This is a genomic window from Acinetobacter sp. YH12041 (genome assembly GCF_013419975.1).
In the GTDB taxonomy this organism is placed as follows: Bacteria; Pseudomonadota; Gammaproteobacteria; order Pseudomonadales; family Moraxellaceae; genus Acinetobacter.
Window position 1 is genome coordinate 138,522 of sequence record NZ_VOZC01000008.1, and the last position, 20,241, is coordinate 158,762.

The window sequence follows — 20,241 nt, forward strand, 5'->3', positions numbered from 1 at the left end:
ATTAAGCAAAAGAAGATGGATCCATCTGGTTCAGGCGATCCAGATCTTCCTGCGTATCGACACCTGGCGGTAAATTGGCTTCTGCCACAGCAATGGCAATACGGTGACCATTTTCCAGTACACGTAACTGTTCTAAAGATTCCAGTTTTTCCAGCACACCCATTTCCCAGGTTACATATTCCTGTAGCAGTTTCACGCGGTAAGCATATAAGCCCAAATGGCGATAAGCCTGATCATGCAGTTTCTGTTCAGCCAGCTTGGCACCATCACGGTCATAAGGAATCGTAGCACGACTAAAATACAGTGCCTGATTGTGCTTAGACATCACAACCTTAACGATACTGTCACGCTTGAATTCCTCTAAATGATGAATTGGCTCACACAGAGTCGACATTGAGCAAGCTGGTTGATCTTCTAAGAGTTGCGCGACCTGTTTAACTAACTGGGCTGGCAATAAAGGTTCATCACCCTGTACATTCACGATAATGTCATCACTCGCCCAGCCCTTGATTCGAGCTACCTCGCTTAGACGATCGGTACCTGATGGATGATCTGCTGAAGTCAGGACCACATCAACACCTTCAGCACGGCAAACTTCGGCAATACGTTCATCATCTGTTGCCACACACAGGTCATCAAAGCCCTGTACTTTTTTGGCCTGATCCACGACACGCAGAATCATCGGACGACCATGGATTTCCAGCAAAGGTTTACCCGGCAAACGTGAACTGGAGAAGCGTGCAGGAATAACTATATGTTTCATCGTAAATAAACCTTAGGAAATAGAAATACCCTGTTGCTCTAATTGCTGCTGCAATATTGTATAACAGGCAGGTGACAAGACTGCATCGACTGGCACCACCCAGATATCGCGATGATAATCTGGATACTGTTTGAGTAATGCCATAATTTTAACTGCATCTTTTTCAGTCGTAATAATCGGACTATTGTCATCGAATTGCATATCTTCAATTTCATAATCATGATGATCTGGAAATTCATGACACTGAAATTGCTGCAGCCCCAGATGTTCTAGTGTTTGATAAAAACGCTGTGGAAAACCGATGCCGACTACTGCATAGAAAGCCGCAGTTGGATCAAAGCTTTTGATAACATCCTGATTTAATAAATACGGCTGAGAGGCTGCAAGATGCATATGCAAAGGCGAAACTGGATTTGCTGCATGTTCAATCACGGTACCTTTTTCCAACCGGGTAACGGGTTCACGCAGATAACCTTCTGGTAAAAGTTTCTGGTTGCCCAAGCCTCGGTTATTATCCAGCACAATCCATTCAATCTGACGATTTAAAGCCCAGTGCTGCAAACCGTCATCACAAATAATTAAATCCAGTGCATGCTTTTCTAGCAGAAGCTCAATGCTCTTTTGACGATTTGGCCCTACAGCCATCGGCACACCAGTCGCTTGGACAATTAAGGCTGGTTCATCACCTACCACTTCAGGCAAGGTATTTAAATCTACATAAGCAGGAAAAGGACCTTTACCACCATAACCTCGACTGATTACACCAATCCGTAGGCCTTTTTCAGTGAGGTAATCCACCAGATGAATCAGTAAAGGTGTTTTACCACTCCCACCTACGGTAATATTTCCAATCACCATTACTGGAATAGGTGCGGTATAGCTTTTTTTAATCCCTTTACGGTAAAGCCAGTGGTTACTGACAAAACCCAAGCGGTAAAGCCAGGACAAAGGACGCAGCACAACCAGCCACTTTGCCTGTGTATTCCAAGCATCCTGAATGATCTGTGCCAAAGCCATGACTTAATGTTCCTCGAAATTACGTTGGTGCAGCTGATAATAAGCACCTTGACGTGCAATCAGCTCAGCATGATTACCCTGCTCTATAATACGACCTTGATCCATCACTACAATGCGGTCGGCATTTTCAATTGTTGATAGACGGTGCGCAATCACAATCGTAGTCCGATCTTGCATCGCCTGATCAAAGGCACGCTGAATAAAGTATTCAGATTCATTATCCAGCGCACTGGTCGCTTCATCCAGAATCAGAATCGGTGCATTTTTCAAAATGGCACGGGCGATCGCAATACGCTGACGCTGACCACCTGACAGATTCAGACCTTGAGCACCTAGTGGCGTATCATAACCTTGTGGCAAGGCCATAATGAAATCATGCGCATAGGCGGCTTTTGCTGCTGCAATGATTTCTTCATCACTCGCATTTTCTAGCTGGCCATAAGCAATATTTTCACGAACAGTACGGTTAAACAGCACTACCTGCTGGTTTACCATCGCGATCTGGGTACGTAAAGCAGTCAACTCATAATCAGTAATCGATTTTTGATCCAGTAAAATTTGCCCGGATGTAGTTTCCTGATAACGTACCAACAGATTCACCAGAGAAGTTTTGCCTGCTCCTGAACGTCCAACCAATGCTACAGTCTCGCCCGCTTTCACTTCCAGGTTAAAGTCATGAATCGCATGGTGACCATCGCCATAAACCAGATTGACATCTTTAAATTGAATGTTGCCTTTTAAGGCATCATTGAGTTTGCCGGTATTATGCTCTTCAGGCATATCTAGCAATTCAAACACAGAATGTGCGGCCGCCATACCACGCTGAATTTTTTCATTCACATCAGTTAATGTCTTGATTGGTCGCGCCAACATACCTGCAGCTGTAATATAAGCAACAAATTCACCCGCAGTCGTATCTCCCAAAATTTGTGGGCGCAATGCAATATACATCACGATACTGAGTGAAACTGACATGATCAGCTGTACCACTGGACTGTTCAGCTGCTGTACTGCCACCATTTTCAAGCCACGGCGTAGATTTTCCAAAGAATTCTGTTTAAAGCGTTCCTGCTCATAAATCTGACCACCAAAACCTTTGACAATCAGATTGGCATTTACCGTTTCCTGAACCACATGGTTCACATCACCCATAGTGTCCTGAACCTGTTGTGATAGCTTGCGCATCCGTTTTGAAGCTTTACTGATCACAAAACCAATCACGGGTCCAAAGATCAGAATACACATGGTTAAACGCCAGTTGGTATATAAAAGATATCCCAATAAGGCAATTGTGATCAGACCTTGCTGAATGATCGTTCTAAGTGCTTCAGTTGAGGCTGCGGTGAGCTGCTCAACGTTATACATAATTTTGGCCGTAATATGACCGCTGGTATTGTCCAGAAAATATTGCGCAGGCAAACGCAATATTTTGGCAAAGACTTCCTGACGAATATTAAATACCAGATTACGGGAGATGACCGCCGTATAATACCCACCGAGGAATAGACCTAAGCCCCGGAAGAACATCAGTACTACCACTAAGAATGGGAAAAGTAAGGTGAAACCCTGGTCTCTGTTTTGTATCGCCTCAATGATATATTCCAGTAATTTGGCTACAGAAACTTCTGTGGCCGCATTAATAGAAAAACCAAGCAGGACAATTAAGGCTGTGCCCCAAAATGGTTTTAAATAGCTTAAAAGGCGAAGATAGACCTTAAAATCGTGCTTCACTAATAACCTCGAGTTGGTACTTTCGTACTGATGTTGACATTGACAAAGCCAAGTTGCCCTGCAACGTCCATGACACGAATAACATCCTGATGTGTCGCTTTTGCATCAGCGGCAATGACAAACATTAAATCACGACGTTCATTCGAAATCTGTTTAATTGCCGTATTTAAATCTGCTGCGTCCTTACTGGCAATAGACTGACCATTTACGGCATAGTGACCATTGGCATCCACAATCACTTCAATTTTCTGGTCAAAATTCTTGGGCGGTACACCTTGTGCATCTGGAAGCGTCAGGTTCATCCGGCTCATCTGGTTAAACGTGGTTGAAAGCAGCAGAAAGACCAAAATAAATAGCAGGCAATCAATCATGGGTGTCAGATTGATATGTACATCTTCCACCTGGTTACGTTTAAATTTCATGCCCCTGCTCCTAGCTTGCTTTCTTGATGCGTTCTTCTACATCATCTGAAGCATTTAAATAGAACAGGTTGGCATGAAATAACGTTGCTTGCTGCTCAAGTTCCGCTACATATTCCTGAACCAGACGCTGGAAATAACGATGTGCAAATAAAGCAGGAATAGCAATCAGCATACCCGCTGCTGTCGTGATCAGTGCTTTGGAAATACCCGGCATCATTAATACTGGGTCACTATTAGTACCGACATCAATCATTAAAAATGATTCAATAATTCCAATCACTGTACCGAGCAAACCGAGTAGAGGCGCTACTGCACTCAAAGTACCCAGAAAATTAATATTCTTTTCCAGATAGCCAATTTCCTGTGAAGCTACCACTTCCATCTGGGCACGAGCATATTGCTCAGACTGGTGACGCGCTTCAAAACCAGCTGTAAATACACGACCCAAAGTACTGTTTTTCAAAGCTGAACTTTGTTGCAGCTTTTGCATAGCTTGTTCTGCATTTTGTGCAGGACCCATCAGAAGTGAGTTGGGCAGTACCAGACTCTTTTTTAAACGAATGAAGCGCTCAACTGAAATCGCCAGCATAAATATCGAACACAACACCAGCGGCAGCATCAACCAGCCGCCTGCTTTAACCAATTCCCACATCTGATTTATTCCCCAATAAAAACAAATTTTAAATTAATTATTCATTGCCCAGGATTGAAAGAATCCCGTCCAGCTCTTCTAAAGAATGATAGCTAATAACCAGCTTGCCTTTCCCTTGCTTGTTATAGTCAATTTTAACATCCGCACTAAAGCGCTCAGACAGACGCTGAGTGAGCTGCTGAATGTCTGGCGCAATCGCTGCTTTTGGTTTTTCTGTTTTCGGTGCATTGTAGTCGCGTACCAACTGTTCGGTTTGGCGTACTGAAAGGCTCTTTTCAATGACCATCTCAGCAACTTTAAGCTGATCTTTAGCCTTCAAAGTCAGAATGGCACGTGCATGTCCCATATCCAGCAGGCCCTGCTGCATAAAGTCTTTTACTTCTTCAGCCAGAGTTAGCAGACGCAGCAAATTGCTCACTGTGGTACGCGCCTTACCGACGGTATCGGCAATTTCCTGATGGCTTAAACCAAACTCGTCATGGAAACGCTGCAAAGCCATCGCCTGATCAATCGGGTTCAGGTCCTGACGCTGAATGTTTTCGATTAAAGCCAGTGCAATTGCGACCTGATCATTCAGCTCACGCACAATCGCAGGAACTTCAGTCAGACCTGCTAACTGTGCCGCACGCCAGCGACGCTCACCGGCAATAATCTCGTATGGATAGCGTTCATCATCGACCGGACGGATCACGATTGGCTGCATGATGCCATGCTTTTCAATCGATGCGGCCAGTTCCTGCAGATCCTGCTCATTGATATAACGACGTGGCTGATATTCACCACGTTTCAGCAGATTGACATCAATCTGTTTCAACTGACCATGATCAAGACCTTGTGCTTCGAGTTGTAATTTTTCTTTTTGAATTGATCCCAGCAAGGCATCTAAACCACGACCTTTGGCGAGTCCACGTTTCTTGACGGTCATGCTTTACTTCCTTTTTTCACTTTGCTTTTCTTTAATACTTCAGCTGCCAGATTTAAGTAAGCAACTGCACCCTTTGAACTTTTTTCAAAATAAATAACCGGTAGACCATGTGCCGGCGCTTCAGCTAGACGGATATTACGTGGAATCACGGTTTCATAAAGTTTTTTACCAAAATATTGCTCTAACTCTTCTGAAACATCACGGGTCAAGGCATTTCGAGCATCATACATGGTACGCAATACACCCACGATCTGCAGGTCTGGATTAAGTGCTTGCTGAATGCGGTCAATGGTTTGTGTCAGATCAGCCAGGCCTTCGAGAGCATAATATTCGCATTGCATCGGAATAATCACGCCATCCACTGCTGCCAGTGCATTCACGGTAATCAAGCTTAAGCTTGGTGCACAATCAACAATGATATAGTCGAATGAGGATTCAATTTCCTGCAAAGCTTCACGCAAAATAAATTCACGGCCTTTTTGCTCAGCAATCGCCAGCTCCACACCAGCCAGGTCACGGTTTGCCCCTAAAACCTTGTATCCAACTTCAGCCTTGGTGATCGCAGTTTCAATCGGCACTTCACCCAGCAATACATCAGTCACTGAATACAGCAGGTCATTTTTCTGAATCCCCGACCCCATGGTCGCATTTCCCTGAGAATCCATATCCACAAGCAAAACGCGTTTTTTTAGCACAGCGAGAGATGCCGCCAAATTTACTGCGGTTGTGGTTTTACCGACACCACCTTTCTGGTTGGCAATCGCAATAATTTGTGCCATGTTGACCCCGATCCTTCAAAAATTTTAAATACGTTTTAATAGAAGTAAATGACGTTGTTCGTCCAAGCGCGGAACCTTCAGTTCAATAATCTGACAGCTAAATTCATCTTTTAATGCTGCCACTTCCTCTTCAGGAATCAAACCTTTCATGGAAGCAATAATACTCTGCTCATGCATATACGGTTTAGACGCATTCACAAAATCTGTCAATGAAGCAAATGCACGACTGGTAATCACATCAAACTGACCCAGCTCATTGATACTGTCTTCATTTTCCACACGGGTTTGTACTGCAATGACATTTTTTAATTTTAGGTCTGCAATAAACTGCTTGAGGAAACGAATTTTTTTACCGTTTGAATCCAGTAGTACGCAATCACGCTCAGGCTGACATAAAGCAATGATCATGCCCGGCATACCCCCACCAGTTCCGATATCGAGCAAACGACCTGCAGGCAAATCCTTCAAAATACTCAGACTGTCAAGCAGATGCTTGACCAGCATTTCTTTAGGATCACGGATTGCAGTCAAATTGTATGCTTTATTCCACAGTACCAAAGCGTCTTGGTACTTGAGTAATAAATTTAAAGCTTCATCCGACAGCTCTAAACCTAAAGCCTGGCTACCCTGCTTTAGTTCTTGAAAAAACGTGTGCATAAACAATCAACGCTCGAAAAAGTTAAGTGGAAGTATACCGTTTTCTCTATATTGGCACAGTAGGGAGTGCTTAGTGAATATTCACTTAAGCAGACTTCCCTTCACGGATCATTGAATCTAGTGCATTCAAACGCTCAGGCGTTCCTACATCTACCCAAATGCCTGTCAATTTAGAGGCAGCAATCTTATTTTCCAGCATTGCTGCTTTTAATAATGGTGCCAAAGGACGCTTTCCAGCCTCTAAGCCTGCAAACATTTTCGGATGAATCACTGATACACCGCTAAAAGTCAGATTTTCACCACTGATCTGCTGATCAAAGGTATAAGCCTTGCCGTCAGCAAGCGTGAAATCACCGTTTGGATGCTGTTCCGGGTTTTGTACCAATACCAGATGTGCCAAATTTTCACCCAGCTCAACATTCAATAAAGGTGCAAAGTCCATAGTCGTCCAGACATCGCCATTGACCAAAATGAAAGGCTCATCACCAAGCAGTGGTAAAGCATTAATAATGCCACCGGCTGTTTCCAGACCTTCACCTTCATGTGACCATAAAATCTTGACACCAAACTGTGAACCATCACCCAACGCCTGAGCCAGTTTTTCACCTAACCAAGCCGTATTAATGACAACTTCATTCACGCCCATCGCAGCCAGTTTTTCAATATGCCAGACAATTAGCGGCTTACCACCCACTTCTAGTAAAGGTTTTGGCGTATGCAAAGTTAAAGGACGCATGCGGTTGCCCAAGCCAGCCGCGAGAATCATCGCTTTCATTTAGGCCGCTACCTCGTATGAACCATATTTTGCTTCAAAAGCTGGCATCACTTTTTCATGAATGAACTGCATAAATGGCTGTAATTCAGGATAGTCTTTGGTTTCTTCCAGCAGATACCACATCACACGTGGCAGGTCTTTTAGATAGCCAGATTTACCATCTCGCTCAAACAAGCGGACAAAAATACCTAAAATCTTGATATGGCGCTGAATGGCCATCATATCCGCATCTTTTTTGAACTGTTCGAAATCACGGTCCTGTTTTGCCGCTGCTGGTAACAGATCATAGAACACTTTAAACCAGCGATACACCCGATCTGCATTCCACTGCACATAGGCATCACGGGTAATCGAAATCAGGTCATAGGTATCAGCACCGATTACTGCATCCTGAAAATCAATTACACCCAGTTCGGTTTCATTTTCGATTTTCATCAGGTTACGGCTATGGAAATCACGATGCACAATGACTTGTGGTTGTGCCAAAGCAGCATTCGCCAGTATCGCGAATGTGCGCTTGATCAGAGCAGACTCTGATTCTGTTGGCTGAATTTTTAGAGCAGGTAGCATCCACTCAGTCAGCAGCTCCATTTCAGAAATAAGCTTCTCATAAGAATAAGCAGGAAACTGACCTTCTCCAGGAATGGACTGCAGCTGAATCAGCTGTTTAAAACTTTGCTCATAATAGGCATCAACCGTCTGATCATTCAGCAGATTTGATAACAGCACATCACCAAAATCTTCGAGCAGCAAAAAGCCATTTTCCAGGTCTTTGGCCACGATGTGTGGAACACGTACGCCATGGGCATCAAAAAATTCATCAATCGTCACAAAAGGCACACAATCTTCTTTTTCTGGTGGTGCATCCATGAGCATAAATGTTTTATTATTCAGTTTGATTCGTGCATAACGACGAAAACTTGCATCGCCTGCTAAAAAATGTGTTTCAAATTGATCTGAACCGAGTACAGAAGCAATCCAAGATTGTATCAATTGTTCGCGTTGAGTATTCATTTGCAATAAATTCTAGTACAGGCTGAGTTTTTAAAGTGCTAAGTGTAGCTACTTATCAACTTTTTCTCTATGATGCGACAATAATTAATTGCGATAAAAGCATGATTGGTTAATGAGACAAATGAAGCATCACTTTAAAATAAACCCTCTAGCGACTGCGATCTTAACCCTTTTATGTAGTAGCTCGGTCTCAAGCTATGCTGCATCAAATGACTCATCCAATGTAAATGCGGAACAACTCAAACTGCGCATTAATGAGACCTACCCCGGTGAAGCATTCTTCTCACAATATTATGTGGATAAATCTTCACCAGAAGCACAGCAGCGTCAAGGTAAATATCTCAGTTCAGCCTATTGTGAAGGTGCCTGGGTCACTCCTATTGCACCTGATGCACCGACGATTGACCCTGAACAGGCAACTTCAACCATTACTGCAGACTATGGCCATTATAATCCGGCCGGTGATTCCTATTTAGAAGGCAATGTGGTCATTGATCAGGAAGGTCGCCAGATTCGTGCGGAACGCGTGACGATTGATCAGACTCAAACCTATGCTAAGGCAGAAGGTCAAGTCCAACTGGCCCAAGGTGGCTTGATTTCGCAAAGCGATGATATCAATTACAACCTAAAAACCCAGCAAGGTGACTTAAACAACAGTTTCTTCATTGCGGAAGAACAGCATGCGCATGGCCGTGCTGAAAAGATTGCCAAAACCTCAGACGATACGCTTGAACTGGAAAATGCCACCTATTCTACCTGTCCACCTGAGCAAAAACCGACCTGGAAAATTCAGGCAGATCAAATCAAGCTGAATCAGGAAACCGGTCGCGGTGAAACCCGTAATACCAAGCTCTATGTGAAAGATGTTCCGGTACTGGCTGTTCCTTATTTTAACTTCCCAATCGATGATCGCCGTACCACAGGGATTCTGACGCCAACTTTCGGATTTACCAATGATGGTGGTCTGGAATTGGGTGTGCCGGTTTATCTTAACTTGGCACCACAATATGATGCGACCATTACACCACGTTATATCAGTGATCGTGGCGCGATGCTGGATGGCGAGTTTCGTTATTTAACAGAAAACTATGGTGAAGGCCGGATTTGGGGTGGCTACCTGCCCTCTGATGAAAGTTATGGCGATAAAGACCGTAAAGACCTGCACTTCCTGCATAACTGGCAAATCAACGATCAGTTCTCAACAAATCTTGAATATAATTACGCATCAGACAAGGACTTTTTTGCCGATCTGGATAATAACCCAGATTCAAAAACAGACCTGAACTTGCGCCGCGCCTGGGAAGTTAATTATAAAAATGGTATCCCCGGCTTAAAAGCTCAGTTTAAAGTTGAAGATTTCCAGACGCTTGATCCTGCCGTTTTGGATGAAGATCGCCCTTATGCGCGTTTGCCGCAGCTTTTGGTGAATTATAAGACCGGTAACCCGTTAGGTTTGCAATACGAATTTAATAACGATACAGCTTATTTCCAGAAAGACATCAGAAATACCGAAAATATTGATACCGGTGATGAAGCCATCTATCAACCAAGTGGTACACGCATCTATAATGATTTCTCGGTACGCTATAATCACTTTACCCCTTGGTCATTCTTCATTCCTCAGGCAACATTACGCAATATCAATACTTTCTATGATCAAGATACTATTGATCGTATTAATAATAATCAAACCAGCTCATCAAGTGAAAATCATTCTATCGTAGTGCCACAATTTACGCTGGACACCGGTTTAATTTTTGAAAAAGATGGTCGCTATTTACAGACCTTGACGCCTCGCCTGTTTTACGCTTATTCACCGTATGAAAATCAGCGCAATCAGCCAAACTTTGACTCTGTCGTAGCCTCAATTAATTATGACCAATTATTTAGTGCACGCCGCTTCTATGGTAATGACCGCTTAGAAGACAATAACTTCGCTTCTTTAGGTCTTAGTTACAGTTTATTTAATGAAGAAGGTTTAGAGCGATTACGCGCCAGTGTGGGACAAAGTTTCTTCTTTGAAGATCGCCGTGTCACATTAGATCGTGAAGCAGATAAATTTGACCGTGAAAGCCATACTGGTCCAGTTATTCAGCTTAGAAGTCAGTTAAACAAAAACGTGCATGTCAACCTAAATTCTAGCTGGATGTCGAATGGCTCCAATGCCCAGCGTGATGTACAGGTTTATTATACGGGCGATCAGGGCGATCTATATAACGTAGGCTATTTCTATCGTAAAGATATTCCAAACCGCCAGGAAAGTTATGATCAGGTGGTTGGCTCATTTATCCAGCCAATTGCCAATAACTGGCGTCTGGTCGGCCATGCGCAATTTGACCTGGATAATAGTGTCGCACGTGAATATTTACTTGGCGTAAACTATGAGTCATGCTGTTGGGGAGTATCTGTCTATGGCCGCTCATACTACAATGACCTAGACGATATCAATGACCCAGATGTGAAGGCGAAACGTGCAGTAATGGCTGAAGTAACGCTTAAAGGTCTTGGCGGGTTAAGCAACAAGCTAACCTCATTACTAGAAAATCGTATTCTAGGTTTTAACAATATCAATCAAACTTGGACAGAACGTTAATGAAGACAAAACAGTTAAAACAAATTTTTAAAGCGACCGCACTTGCGCTATGTCTTTCTTCAGCGATGACGACTTTTGCTGTTGCCCAACCTAAAGATGAAGTTGTAGCTGTTGTCGACAATAGCGCTATTCTGCGTAGTGATCTAGCACAAAGCGTTGCTGAAATTTCTCACCAGTTACAAAAGCAAAACAAGCCTGTTCCACCGCAACCTTATCTTGAACAACAAGCACTTGAACAGCTAATTGTACGTCAGGCTCAACTGGAACAGGTCAAACGCTTCAATATCCGTCCAGATGAAAAATCTTTAAATGAAGCAGTGCTTAAAGTAGCACGTGATTCAGGCTCCCCTAGCTTGGAAGCTTTCCAGCAAAAACTGGATGCTATCGCGCCGAATACGTATGCCTCTTTACGTAACCGTATTGCAGAAGATCTGGCACTTAGCCGTTTACGCCAGCAAGCCGTAAATTCACGTATCCAGATCAGTGATCAGGATGTGAAAAACTTCCTGAATACACCACAAGGTCAAGCTCTGTTAGGTAGCCAGGTACATGTTCTGCATTTACGTATAACCGGAGAAAATGCTCAACAGATTGCTGCGCAAGTAAGAAATGACTTGAGCAGCAGCAATGATATTCAGGCGATCAGCAAAAAATATTCAACTGGCGATATTAAAGTAGATGCGTCTGATATGGGCGTGCGAAATTTATCAGAAATCCCAGGCGAACTCGCTGCACGTGTTTCTACTTTGCAAGCGGGTCAAACATCTGAACTGATTCCTGCGGCAGATGGCGTGCATGTCCTGAAACTTTTAGAGCGTAAAGGTGGTGAGCAGAAAGCATTGGTTCCTCAGTACCAGACCCGTCATATTCTGATTCAAACATCAGAAGTGGTTAGCCCAGAAAATGCTAAACAGATGATTGATAGCTTATATACGCGTCTTAAGCAAGGTGAAGATTTTGCAGTATTGGCGTCTACTTTCTCTAATGACACAGGTTCAGCGCGTGATGGCGGAAGTTTAGGCTGGGTCAGCCCAGGTGTCATGGTACCTGAATTTGAACAGCGTATGAAAAATACGCCAGTAGGTCAAATTAGTGAACCGTTCCAGTCACAATTTGGCTGGCATATCCTGCAAGTGACCGATACACGTCAACAGGATATGACTCAGGAATATCAGGAACGTATGGCACGCCAGATCCTGGGTGAACGCCAGTTTGATGCTGAGCTAGATAGCTGGTTACGTGAAACCCGTAGCAATGCCTATGTAGAAATCAAAGATCCTCAGCTAGATCCTAAACGCGCTCGTTAATTTAAGAAAAGAAAGCCAGCATAATGCTGGTTTTTTAATGGCTCAATTCTTTAAGCAATAAAAAAGCCTCTTATTAAGAGGCTTTTTTATTTCAGATCCGATTAACGATTGTTTTCGTCGTCAGAAGAATCTTCAAATTTTGAATCGTTATCAAAACCAGCGCCTTGACCACCGAAACCAGCGCCTTGACCACCAAAGCCAGCACCTTGACCACCGAAGCCACCTTGACCGCCGAAGCCTTGACCACCGAAGCCACCTTGACCGCCGAAGCCTTGACCACCGAAGCCAGCGCCTTGACCGCCGAAGCCACCTTGACCACCGAAGCCACCAGCAGCGCCTTGACCACCGAAGCCACCCGCGCCACCTTGACCACCGAAGCCCGCACCTTGTGAACCAGCAGGAGCACCAGCTGGACGAGGGTTACGTGCAGGTACTACTGTAGAAATCGCATGTTTGTAAACCATTTGGCTTACTGTATTTTTTAATAATACAACGTATTGGTCAAAAGACTCGATGTGACCTTGTAATTTGATACCGTTTACCAGGAAGATAGAAACTGGAATACGTTCCTTACGGAGAGAATTCAAGAATGGATCTTGTAAAGTTTGACCTTTAGACATGTTATAACTCCAAAAATTTAAAAATCAGCGCAAAAAACTATCTCTATTTTTCAATTAAAAATTATAAAAAAGATAGTACTCAAATTTTGCTTTATCCGTGACAGTTTCGCAAGTCTTCTTGGGCCTGCTCGAGCGTAAAATATGTTGTAAATTTATGCTTTTCTTGCAAAGATCTCAACCAGGTATATTGACGTTTGGCAAGTTGTCGTGTCGCAAATAAAGCCTTATCCTCCATTTCCCGTTGTTTTTCATGACTTAGGTCACCTTTTTTTAAGAATTCTATGGCTTGGCGGTAACCTACTGAACGCATTGAGGGTAAATTTTCGTCAAAATCGTATTTTCCCATTAATCCTTTAACTTCATTTAAAAATCCGTTTTTCCACATAATTTCAAGACGTTTTTCAATACGTTTGTGCAATTCTAACCGATCGGGCATTAAGGCATAATTATGGAAATTGTAACGATATGGTAAATTTTTTGGTTGTTCTGCTTGTAGTTTTGTAATCGGCTCACCTGTTAGCTTAAAAACCTCTAATGCACGGATAATTCTCTGTTTATCACTGACTTTAAATTTCTGGCCTGCTAAAGGATCTATCTGACATAATTCAGCATACACCGCTTCCCACCCTTCACGAGCGGCTTTCTCTTCGATCTGGGCACGTACTGCGTAATCTGCACTTGGCAAATTGTCAGATAAGCCTTCAAGTAAGGCCTTAAAATACAGCATGGTGCCACCCACCAAAATTGGTGTTTTACCATGCGCATGAATATCATCAATCAGACGGCAAGCATCTTCGACAAAGTTTGCTGCAGAATAGACTTCGAGCGGGCTAATAATATCAATCAGATGATGCGGATAGCGCTCTAATTCCTCTTTAGAAGGTTTCGCTGTACCAATGTCCATTTCCCGATAAACTAGCGCAGAATCGACAGAAATCAGCTCAAAATGACTTTGCTCGTATAGTTCACATGCCAAAGCAGTTTTACCGCTTGCAGTTGGTCCCATTAAATTGATGACCGGCAGTTGATTGGACATGTAAGGCTACTCTCCTCGAGCGAAAAGTTTATCAAGTTGAGACAATGGAAATGCTCGCCAGGTTGGACGACCATGATTACATTGGCTCGCAAATTCAGTTTGTTCCATCTGGCGCAGCAAAGCGTTCATTTCTGACAGACTCAACATTCGATGTGCACGTACTGCACCATGACAGGCCATACCTGCAAGAATCTGGTCACGTTTCTGCATTAAACCCTGTCCCTGATCATTAGGATCCAGATCATTCAGTAATTCAGGGATCAAGGCATCAAAATCAGCCTTATGTAAAATGGCCGGTACGCCTCGCACAATGACCTGTTCATCACCATACTGGTCAATTTCCAGGCCTAAACGAGCAAGTTGATCTTTGAGCTCGTCAACACGCATGGCTTGCATACGACTAATGCTCACCACTTTAGGAATCAGCAATTGCTGGGATATCCAGAATTCCGGTTTATCCCAAGCCATTTTCATCTGTTGCAACAGAATACGCTCATGCGCCGCATGCATATCTACGATGATTAAGCCTTCGGTATTTTGCGCCAGAATATAAATCCCATGCAGCTGGGCGATCGCAATCCCCAAAGGATGCTCATCCACTTTACTGTGTAAATGTGACTGAAATGCATCCGATGCTGAATTAATGGTTTCCGGTTCAGTTTCTCTTAAAGGCGCGAGATAACTTTTCAAAGCATTATTCAGCTGTTGCGAACCCGAATATAACTTATTGTAATCCTGCGCATAATGCACAGTTTGTGGACCAGATGACTCAAAATCCGTTAACACATCAGAAGCTTCTTCTTCACGCTGATGATACGGAGATGTGACTGAAATAACCGGTTGAGTGACTACGGACTGATGCAGGCTAAACTGCTCCTGATAGCGTGGCTGAGGTGTAATCGCAACAGCTTCAGACTCAGTTTTCATGGCCTCAGCCAGATCAGCGCTCGCAGTCTGGAATTGTGCCAGGGTTTCCTTGGCATAGTGACGTACAAATTCATGTACTTCACGCTGGTTCAGGAAACGAATTTCATGTTTGGTCGGATGCACATTGACATCAATACTTTCTGGATCAATTTCCAGAAATAGTAAATAAGCGGCATGCTGATGGCCATGCAGGATCCCATCATAAGCCATACGCAAAGCGTGCGAAATGGTCTTGTCTTTAACGATCCGGCCATTCACATAGACATATTGCAAATCGGCTTGAGCCCGTGCATCCGAAGGATGTCCAAGCCAGCCTGATAAACGCATATTGATACTGTCTGCATCAATCCAGTAAGCATTTTCAGTAAACTGACGGCCAAGTAATTGTTGCACACGTTGAAAACGCAAAGCTCCACTATCTGCAACCGGCAAATTCAGCTTGATCGTTTGGTTATGCTCCAATACAAAGCGAATATCGAAATGCGTTAAAGCCATACGGCGAACAATTTCTTCGATATGTCCAAATTCAGTGCCGGGCTTTTTCAGGAATTTGCGCCGCGCCGGGACATTGAAGAATAAATCCTGCACCCGGATCTGGGTACCTTTGGAGGCTGCGACAGGTTGAATCTCCTGATGATCAAAAGCCGTACCGTTCACTTCAACCTGATAGCCAATGCCATCTTCATTCTGGCTACTGGTTAAAGTCAGACGAGACACTGCGGCAATCGAGGCCAGCGCTTCACCACGAAAGCCCAAACTGGTAATCGCATGCAGCTCTTCAGCTGTCTGAATCTTACTGGTCGCGTGACGCATCACAGCCAGTGGCAAATCCTCATAATGAATGCCTCGGCCATTGTCAATGATTTCAATCAGCGTACTACCGCCCTGTTCCACCCGGATGATCAGCTCGGTCGCACCTGCATCAATCGAGTTTTCCAGCAACTCCTTGACCACAGATGCAGGACGTTCAATCACCTCACCTGCGGCAATCTGGTTCGCCAGCGCAGGATCAAGTGCACGGATACGGCGTATACTTAAATCATCAACCATTTGGGAATTCACGCTCCAAAGCTTGCTGTAATGCCAGATTAGAAGAAATCAGACTTGCAGTACGGGTCAGCTCATCTTCTGATTTTAAAATTTCAATAATTAAATCGGCTTGCGGGATTTCATCACCCCCCTTAGAAGGCCATTCAAATAGAAATAGCGCATTGGGAGTTTCTAAATAATCCCGGATTCCCATCAATTCAAGTTCATAAGGGTCATTGAGACGATATAAATCAAAATGAAAGATATCCTGACCATTCACCTGATACGGTTCCACCAGCGTATAAGTCGGACTTTTTACTGAGCCTTTATGACCGAGTTGTTGTAAGTAATAACGCGTCAGCGTGGTTTTCCCCGCACCCAAGTCACCAATCAGATATATAACGCCCGAAGAAAAATTATTTGCCAGAACTTTGGCCAGATTTTGGGTGTCATCTTCATGTTTTAAAGTGACATTAAATGAATAAGGCATATTACTCACGACATGATGAAAAAGAATAATTATGATAGCATCGCAACGCTTTAAAAGCCTATTCACCTCTGTGAGAAACTGTATTTTTTCACAGCATCCGTTCCAGACCAGAGATAGATCCACGTTGTGATGACTTCGACTGTTGAATTTAGCCCACCCATGCTGAATGGGGTTACGGCAAGTAAAGTATTCCTGCAAGCGACAGCTGATTCACCCAAGACAGTCTATTCCTATCTCTGTGCACAATTTCCACATATTGAGTCGAGCGAATGGCAATCCCGTTTCGATAATGGTCTGGTTTATGATGCTCAGGGTAATACCTTAAGCATCGAAAGTTCTTTTCAAGCGAATACTCATTGTTTTTACTATCGTTTTTTGGCACACGAAGTGCATGTTCCTTTTCAGCATCAGATTCTGTTTGAGAATGAACATCTGCTGGTCGTTGATAAACCGCATTTTCTGACCATGAGTCCTACTGGGCAATATGTACAGGAAACCTTGCTGGTACGCCTAAAACAGCAAACCGGAAATGAACATCTCACTCCAATTCATCGCTTAGATCGTGAAACGGCAGGTGTGGTGCTGATTTCAAAATGTGTGCAATCGCGTGGCGTTTATCAGCAAATGTTTGCGACTCGGCAGGTACAAAAAACCTATCATGCGATTGCGGCTTATCGTGATGATTTAAGTTTTCCGCTCATCACAAAGCTGAAAATGGAGAAAGGCCAGCCCTTTTATACCATGCAGGTGGTAGAAGGAGAGCCTAATAGCGAAACCGAAATTCAATTGCTGCAACATGATCAGCAATGGGGCAAATATGAGCTAAAACCGCATACAGGAAAGCAGCATCAGTTAAGGGTACACTTAAGTCATTTGGGGATTCCGATCCAGAATGATCCTTTTTATCCGCAGGTTTCCCATAAGGCGGATGATGATTTTTCTGCACCTTTACAGCTACTAGCCAAACACATTCAGTTTACGGATCCAGTTACCCAAAAGCAGATGCAATTTAGCTCTGAACTTGAATTGACACTGTAAATCTCTTGTCATTACAGATTATTTTCTAAAAACGGCAACTTGAGGATTGAAATCCCGAAGTTATCGATTAGAATAAGGCGAAAAGTTAAGTAATTTAAAGCTTTGAAAATATTATGAGAAAAACTGAAGTTTATCAAATTCGCCTGGATTCCCAAGAAAAGAAACAGGCATTTGCAGTATTTAAACAATTGGGGATTACGCCGGCTCAGGCAGTTCGTCTTTTTTTTAAACAGGTGGTTCTGACCAAATCAATCCCCTTCTCGATTGAAAATCAGAATATTAATCTGGAACAGCTGATCAAGTTACGCAAGCAGAAACAGAATGAAATTAAGGCAGAACAAAGCTCAAGTCCAAGTGCTACAGCGATTCCAGCAGATCATCAGGAAATGAATCTGGATGATGATCATTTTGATTTATTTGAAGAACTGAATGCTATTTTAGGTGAAAGCGACAAAATTTAACATTGTTGCATTTACGAACAATTCTTAAGTTTCTCTCCTTTCAAACTTCGCTATGCTTGATGTTAATGATAAATAATAAAATTAACATGGAGTAAGCCGATGATCGTGCGACGTGCCCAGTCAGAAGATCTACCTAACCTGGCCGTTTTATTTGATGAGTACCGTCAATTTTATGGTACTTCTTCCAATCTGGATTTATCTTACGAGTTTTTGAAACAGCGTTTTGAAGATGGTCAAACTGTCATTTTTATCAACACCAAGGATGATATTTTTACCGGATTTATTCTGCTGTATTTAAGATTTTCCTCAGTCGCATGTTCTACCTATTATGTGCTGGACGATGTCTATATTAGCCCGCCTTATCGCCGGCATGGTGCAGCCAAACAACTAATTGATACTGCTATTTTATTTGCCCGGCATGAAAATGCGCTTCGAATCAGCCTGGAAACGCAAAAAACCAATTATCAGTCACATAAACTTTATGAGTCACTTGGGTTCATTCAGGACAATGAATTCGTAACTTTTCATTGTTTCCTGAAATAAATTCCAGACTTTATTCGGTACGGAATTTTGCCTGTGCCACTTGTTCTGCGTCCAGATAGGTCCATTCCCCTATTGCCAGTTCATTCAAGGCCAATGCACCAATCTGGGCACGATGCAGCTGCTCCACTTTATTGCCAACAGCTGCCAGCATACGTTTCACCTGATGATACACACCTTGATGAATGGTCATTTGCAGTCGATTGTCATTCAGACGAACAATATCTGTAGCAGCAAAGGTGCCTTTTTCATTTCTCAATTCCACACCCTGTTCAAGCTGTTGAATCTGCTCATCTGTTACGGGATCGGCAGTAGTCATCTGATAGACTTTCGCCACATGTTTCTTAGGATGGGTCAACGCTTGTAAAAACTGACCATCATCCGTCAGCAATAACAGTCCGGTGGTGTCCTGATCGAGACGACCTACACATTGGATTCCACGGTTTAACAAGGTATCATCAAACAGATCAAATACACTGAAATGATGGGTAGCCTGATGTGAGCATTCATAATCTTGAGGCTTATTGAGCGCGATATATACTTTTTCCCGATAGCGATACTCATGACCATAGACGCTAAAAGTCAGATCTTGCAGATTCAGCTTATGCTTGGGGTTATCGATGAGTTCGCCCTGAATCGAAACAGCACCATTTTTAATCAGTTGCTGACAATGTTTTCGTGAGCCGAAACCTTGTGATTGCAACATTTTTTCCAATAGCATCTGTCTAAACCTGTTTAAATGAGGGATAGGCGCATTCTATACTGAAAACTAACCAGATTCATTTCTTGTAGAGCATTCTCCCTTTAAATGGCTAAAAAGCCTATAATCCTGTGACTTTTCATTTTTTTATCTCCTCATGTCCCAACTTGATCTGAATCTGCTTGTTCTTCTGGTTCTACTGGCTTGCGGTATTTTTAGTCATAATACTGCTGTGACCATTGCTGCGGCCGTGTTGATCGTATTAAAAATCACGCCTCTCAATGAACTCTTACCTTATGTACAGCAACATGGCCTAAATATCGGGATTATTATTTTAACCATTGGCGTATTGACTCCGATTGCTAGCGGGAAAATTCCTGGTGACAGTATTCTTAAATCATTTCTGAGCTGGAAATCTTTACTGGCAATTGCAATCGGTCTATTCGTTGCCTGGCTTGGTGGACGTGGGGTGAAACTGATGTCGAGTCAGCCTGATGTCGTTGCAGGTCTATTAATTGGTACAGTCGCAGGTGTCGCGGTACTTCGTGGTGTCCCTGTCGGGCCATTAATTGCGGCCGGGATTTTATCGTTATTGATTGGAACGCAATAAGCCTTTAACCATGATTGTGCAATATTCTTAAAAATTAACATTCTAAAATTATGAACTGCAAAGTATTAAATCACATGATCAGCGACATGGATGTCGCTCGTTGGATTGAGGTACAGGATGTACCTTCAATCCAACAAAAGATTTTTGTTACTTTT

21 protein-coding genes are annotated in these 20,241 nt (G+C 43.2%); 6 read left to right on the plus strand and 15 right to left on the minus strand.

What is annotated here, in order from left to right; all coding sequences use genetic code 11:
• Window position 1: 1 nt before the first annotated feature.
• The 10 genes from kdsB to FTU00_RS09235 form a co-directional block, all read right to left on the minus strand.
• On the minus strand, window positions 2–763 hold the full coding sequence (kdsB, locus tag FTU00_RS09190) for a 3-deoxy-manno-octulosonate cytidylyltransferase (protein ID WP_104425952.1): 762 nt from the start codon (window positions 761–763) through the stop codon (window positions 2–4).
• Window positions 764–775: 12 nt separating this feature from the next.
• The gene (gene lpxK / locus FTU00_RS09195; RefSeq protein WP_180179583.1) at window positions 776–1,780 is read right to left on the minus strand and encodes a tetraacyldisaccharide 4'-kinase; all 1,005 of its coding nucleotides are present in this window, start codon (window positions 1,778–1,780) and stop codon (window positions 776–778) included.
• Window positions 1,781–1,783: 3 nt separating this feature from the next.
• Window positions 1,784–3,511: a lipid A export permease/ATP-binding protein MsbA gene (gene msbA / locus FTU00_RS09200; RefSeq protein WP_180179584.1), complete on the minus strand. Its 1,728-nt coding sequence runs from the start codon at window positions 3,509–3,511 to the stop codon at window positions 1,784–1,786.
• On the minus strand, window positions 3,511–3,933 hold the full coding sequence (locus FTU00_RS09205) for a biopolymer transporter ExbD (protein ID WP_004784014.1): 423 nt from the start codon (window positions 3,931–3,933) through the stop codon (window positions 3,511–3,513). Before FTU00_RS09205 ends, msbA begins: the two co-directional genes overlap by 1 nt.
• Before the next feature lie 10 nt (window positions 3,934–3,943).
• Entirely contained in the window at window positions 3,944–4,585 is a 642-nt protein-coding gene (locus tag FTU00_RS09210; RefSeq protein WP_180033493.1) for a MotA/TolQ/ExbB proton channel family protein, read from the minus strand.
• 37 nt (window positions 4,586–4,622) lie between these two features.
• Window positions 4,623–5,510 carry a ParB/RepB/Spo0J family partition protein gene (locus FTU00_RS09215; RefSeq protein ID WP_180002195.1) on the minus strand — a complete coding sequence of 296 codons (888 nt, stop codon included), beginning with the start codon at window positions 5,508–5,510 and terminating at the stop codon, window positions 4,623–4,625.
• On the minus strand, window positions 5,507–6,289 hold the full coding sequence (locus FTU00_RS09220) for a ParA family protein (protein WP_004784019.1): 783 nt from the start codon (window positions 6,287–6,289) through the stop codon (window positions 5,507–5,509). Before FTU00_RS09220 ends, FTU00_RS09215 begins: the two co-directional genes overlap by 4 nt.
• 24 nt (window positions 6,290–6,313) lie before the next feature.
• Complete coding sequence (rsmG, locus tag FTU00_RS09225; protein ID WP_166139427.1) at window positions 6,314–6,946, minus strand: 16S rRNA (guanine(527)-N(7))-methyltransferase RsmG; 633 nt, start codon at window positions 6,944–6,946, stop codon at window positions 6,314–6,316.
• A gap of 85 nt (window positions 6,947–7,031) precedes the next feature.
• Entirely contained in the window at window positions 7,032–7,721 is a 690-nt protein-coding gene (gene murU, locus FTU00_RS09230; RefSeq protein ID WP_180068812.1) for an N-acetylmuramate alpha-1-phosphate uridylyltransferase MurU, read from the minus strand.
• Window positions 7,722–8,735, minus strand: coding sequence for an aminoglycoside phosphotransferase family protein (locus FTU00_RS09235; protein ID WP_180179585.1), 1,014 nt, complete (start codon window positions 8,733–8,735; stop codon window positions 7,722–7,724). It lies immediately after the preceding gene.
• Window positions 8,736–8,856: 121 nt separating this feature from the next.
• Here FTU00_RS09235 and lptC point away from each other — a divergent pair, with 121 nt between their 5' ends.
• Together lptC and FTU00_RS09245 are read left to right on the plus strand one after the other, a co-directional pair.
• Window positions 8,857–11,328 carry an LPS export ABC transporter periplasmic protein LptC gene (gene lptC, locus FTU00_RS09240; protein ID WP_180179586.1) on the plus strand — a complete coding sequence of 824 codons (2,472 nt, stop codon included), beginning with the start codon at window positions 8,857–8,859 and terminating at the stop codon, window positions 11,326–11,328.
• Entirely contained in the window at window positions 11,328–12,635 is a 1,308-nt protein-coding gene (locus FTU00_RS09245; protein ID WP_180179587.1) for a peptidylprolyl isomerase, read from the plus strand. The genes lptC and FTU00_RS09245 overlap by 1 nt, the downstream gene beginning before the upstream one ends.
• A 101-nt stretch (window positions 12,636–12,736) precedes the next feature.
• Here FTU00_RS09245 and hfq read toward each other — a convergent pair whose 3' ends face one another.
• From hfq to tsaE, 4 genes are all read right to left on the minus strand, one after another.
• Window positions 12,737–13,255, minus strand: coding sequence for an RNA chaperone Hfq (gene hfq, locus FTU00_RS09250; protein ID WP_180017623.1), 519 nt, complete (start codon window positions 13,253–13,255; stop codon window positions 12,737–12,739).
• 91 nt (window positions 13,256–13,346) lie between these two features.
• On the minus strand, window positions 13,347–14,291 hold the full coding sequence (miaA, locus tag FTU00_RS09255; RefSeq protein ID WP_180179588.1) for a tRNA (adenosine(37)-N6)-dimethylallyltransferase MiaA: 945 nt from the start codon (window positions 14,289–14,291) through the stop codon (window positions 13,347–13,349).
• 6 nt (window positions 14,292–14,297) lie between these two features.
• Complete coding sequence (mutL, locus tag FTU00_RS09260) at window positions 14,298–16,268, minus strand: DNA mismatch repair endonuclease MutL (protein WP_180179589.1); 1,971 nt, start codon at window positions 16,266–16,268, stop codon at window positions 14,298–14,300.
• Window positions 16,261–16,737, minus strand: coding sequence for a tRNA (adenosine(37)-N6)-threonylcarbamoyltransferase complex ATPase subunit type 1 TsaE (tsaE, locus tag FTU00_RS09265; RefSeq protein WP_034590094.1), 477 nt, complete (start codon window positions 16,735–16,737; stop codon window positions 16,261–16,263). Before tsaE ends, mutL begins: the two co-directional genes overlap by 8 nt.
• Window positions 16,738–16,866: 129 nt before the next feature.
• Here tsaE and FTU00_RS09270 point away from each other — a divergent pair, with 129 nt between their 5' ends.
• The 3 genes from FTU00_RS09270 to FTU00_RS09280 all read left to right on the plus strand — a co-directional run bounded on the left by FTU00_RS09270 (window position 16,867) and on the right by FTU00_RS09280 (window position 18,779).
• A complete protein-coding gene (locus FTU00_RS09270; protein ID WP_180179599.1) occupies window positions 16,867–17,775 on the plus strand; it encodes an RluA family pseudouridine synthase in 909 nt (302 codons plus the stop codon).
• 113 nt (window positions 17,776–17,888) lie between these two features.
• On the plus strand, window positions 17,889–18,236 hold the full coding sequence (locus tag FTU00_RS09275) for a type II toxin-antitoxin system RelB/DinJ family antitoxin (RefSeq protein ID WP_159124009.1): 348 nt from the start codon (window positions 17,889–17,891) through the stop codon (window positions 18,234–18,236).
• A 99-nt stretch (window positions 18,237–18,335) separates the two neighbouring features.
• The gene (locus FTU00_RS09280) at window positions 18,336–18,779 is read left to right on the plus strand and encodes a GNAT family N-acetyltransferase (RefSeq protein ID WP_004784033.1); all 444 of its coding nucleotides are present in this window, start codon (window positions 18,336–18,338) and stop codon (window positions 18,777–18,779) included.
• A 10-nt stretch (window positions 18,780–18,789) separates the two neighbouring features.
• Here FTU00_RS09280 and FTU00_RS09285 read toward each other — a convergent pair whose 3' ends face one another.
• Window positions 18,790–19,497, minus strand: a complete 708-nt coding sequence (locus FTU00_RS09285; protein ID WP_180138704.1) for a pseudouridine synthase — start codon at window positions 19,495–19,497, stop codon at window positions 18,790–18,792.
• 136 nt (window positions 19,498–19,633) lie between these two features.
• On the opposite strand from FTU00_RS09285, the gene FTU00_RS09290 reads away from it, so the two are divergent.
• A complete protein-coding gene (locus FTU00_RS09290; RefSeq protein ID WP_159124011.1) occupies window positions 19,634–20,086 on the plus strand; it encodes a DUF441 domain-containing protein in 453 nt (150 codons plus the stop codon).
• Window positions 20,087–20,241: the final 155 nt, after the last annotated feature.

Coding starts and splice junctions, on each gene's coding strand:
- mutL (WP_180179589.1), bottom strand. CDS start 16,268: ATGGTTGATGATTTAAGTATACGCCGTATCCGTGCACTTGATCCTGCG.
- rsmG (WP_166139427.1), bottom strand. CDS start 6,946: ATGCACACGTTTTTTCAAGAACTAAAGCAGGGTAGCCAGGCTTTAGGT.
- tsaE (WP_034590094.1), bottom strand. CDS start 16,737: ATGCCTTATTCATTTAATGTCACTTTAAAACATGAAGATGACACCCAA.
- FTU00_RS09235 (WP_180179585.1), bottom strand. CDS start 8,735: ATGAATACTCAACGCGAACAATTGATACAATCTTGGATTGCTTCTGTA.
- FTU00_RS09245 (WP_180179587.1), top strand. CDS start 11,328: ATGAAGACAAAACAGTTAAAACAAATTTTTAAAGCGACCGCACTTGCG.
- FTU00_RS09275 (WP_159124009.1), top strand. CDS start 17,889: ATGAGAAAAACTGAAGTTTATCAAATTCGCCTGGATTCCCAAGAAAAG.
- FTU00_RS09220 (WP_004784019.1), bottom strand. CDS start 6,289: ATGGCACAAATTATTGCGATTGCCAACCAGAAAGGTGGTGTCGGTAAA.
- hfq (WP_180017623.1), bottom strand. CDS start 13,255: ATGTCTAAAGGTCAAACTTTACAAGATCCATTCTTGAATTCTCTCCGT.
- FTU00_RS09210 (WP_180033493.1), bottom strand. CDS start 4,585: ATGTGGGAATTGGTTAAAGCAGGCGGCTGGTTGATGCTGCCGCTGGTG.
- FTU00_RS09205 (WP_004784014.1), bottom strand. CDS start 3,933: ATGAAATTTAAACGTAACCAGGTGGAAGATGTACATATCAATCTGACA.
- FTU00_RS09285 (WP_180138704.1), bottom strand. CDS start 19,497: ATGCTATTGGAAAAAATGTTGCAATCACAAGGTTTCGGCTCACGAAAA.
- FTU00_RS09215 (WP_180002195.1), bottom strand. CDS start 5,510: ATGACCGTCAAGAAACGTGGACTCGCCAAAGGTCGTGGTTTAGATGCC.
- FTU00_RS09290 (WP_159124011.1), top strand. CDS start 19,634: ATGTCCCAACTTGATCTGAATCTGCTTGTTCTTCTGGTTCTACTGGCT.
- miaA (WP_180179588.1), bottom strand. CDS start 14,291: ATGTCCAATCAACTGCCGGTCATCAATTTAATGGGACCAACTGCAAGC.
- lpxK (WP_180179583.1), bottom strand. CDS start 1,780: ATGGCTTTGGCACAGATCATTCAGGATGCTTGGAATACACAGGCAAAG.
- FTU00_RS09270 (WP_180179599.1), top strand. CDS start 16,867: ATGACTTCGACTGTTGAATTTAGCCCACCCATGCTGAATGGGGTTACG.
- kdsB (WP_104425952.1), bottom strand. CDS start 763: ATGAAACATATAGTTATTCCTGCACGCTTCTCCAGTTCACGTTTGCCG.
- lptC (WP_180179586.1), top strand. CDS start 8,857: ATGAAGCATCACTTTAAAATAAACCCTCTAGCGACTGCGATCTTAACC.
- FTU00_RS09280 (WP_004784033.1), top strand. CDS start 18,336: ATGATCGTGCGACGTGCCCAGTCAGAAGATCTACCTAACCTGGCCGTT.
- murU (WP_180068812.1), bottom strand. CDS start 7,721: ATGAAAGCGATGATTCTCGCGGCTGGCTTGGGCAACCGCATGCGTCCT.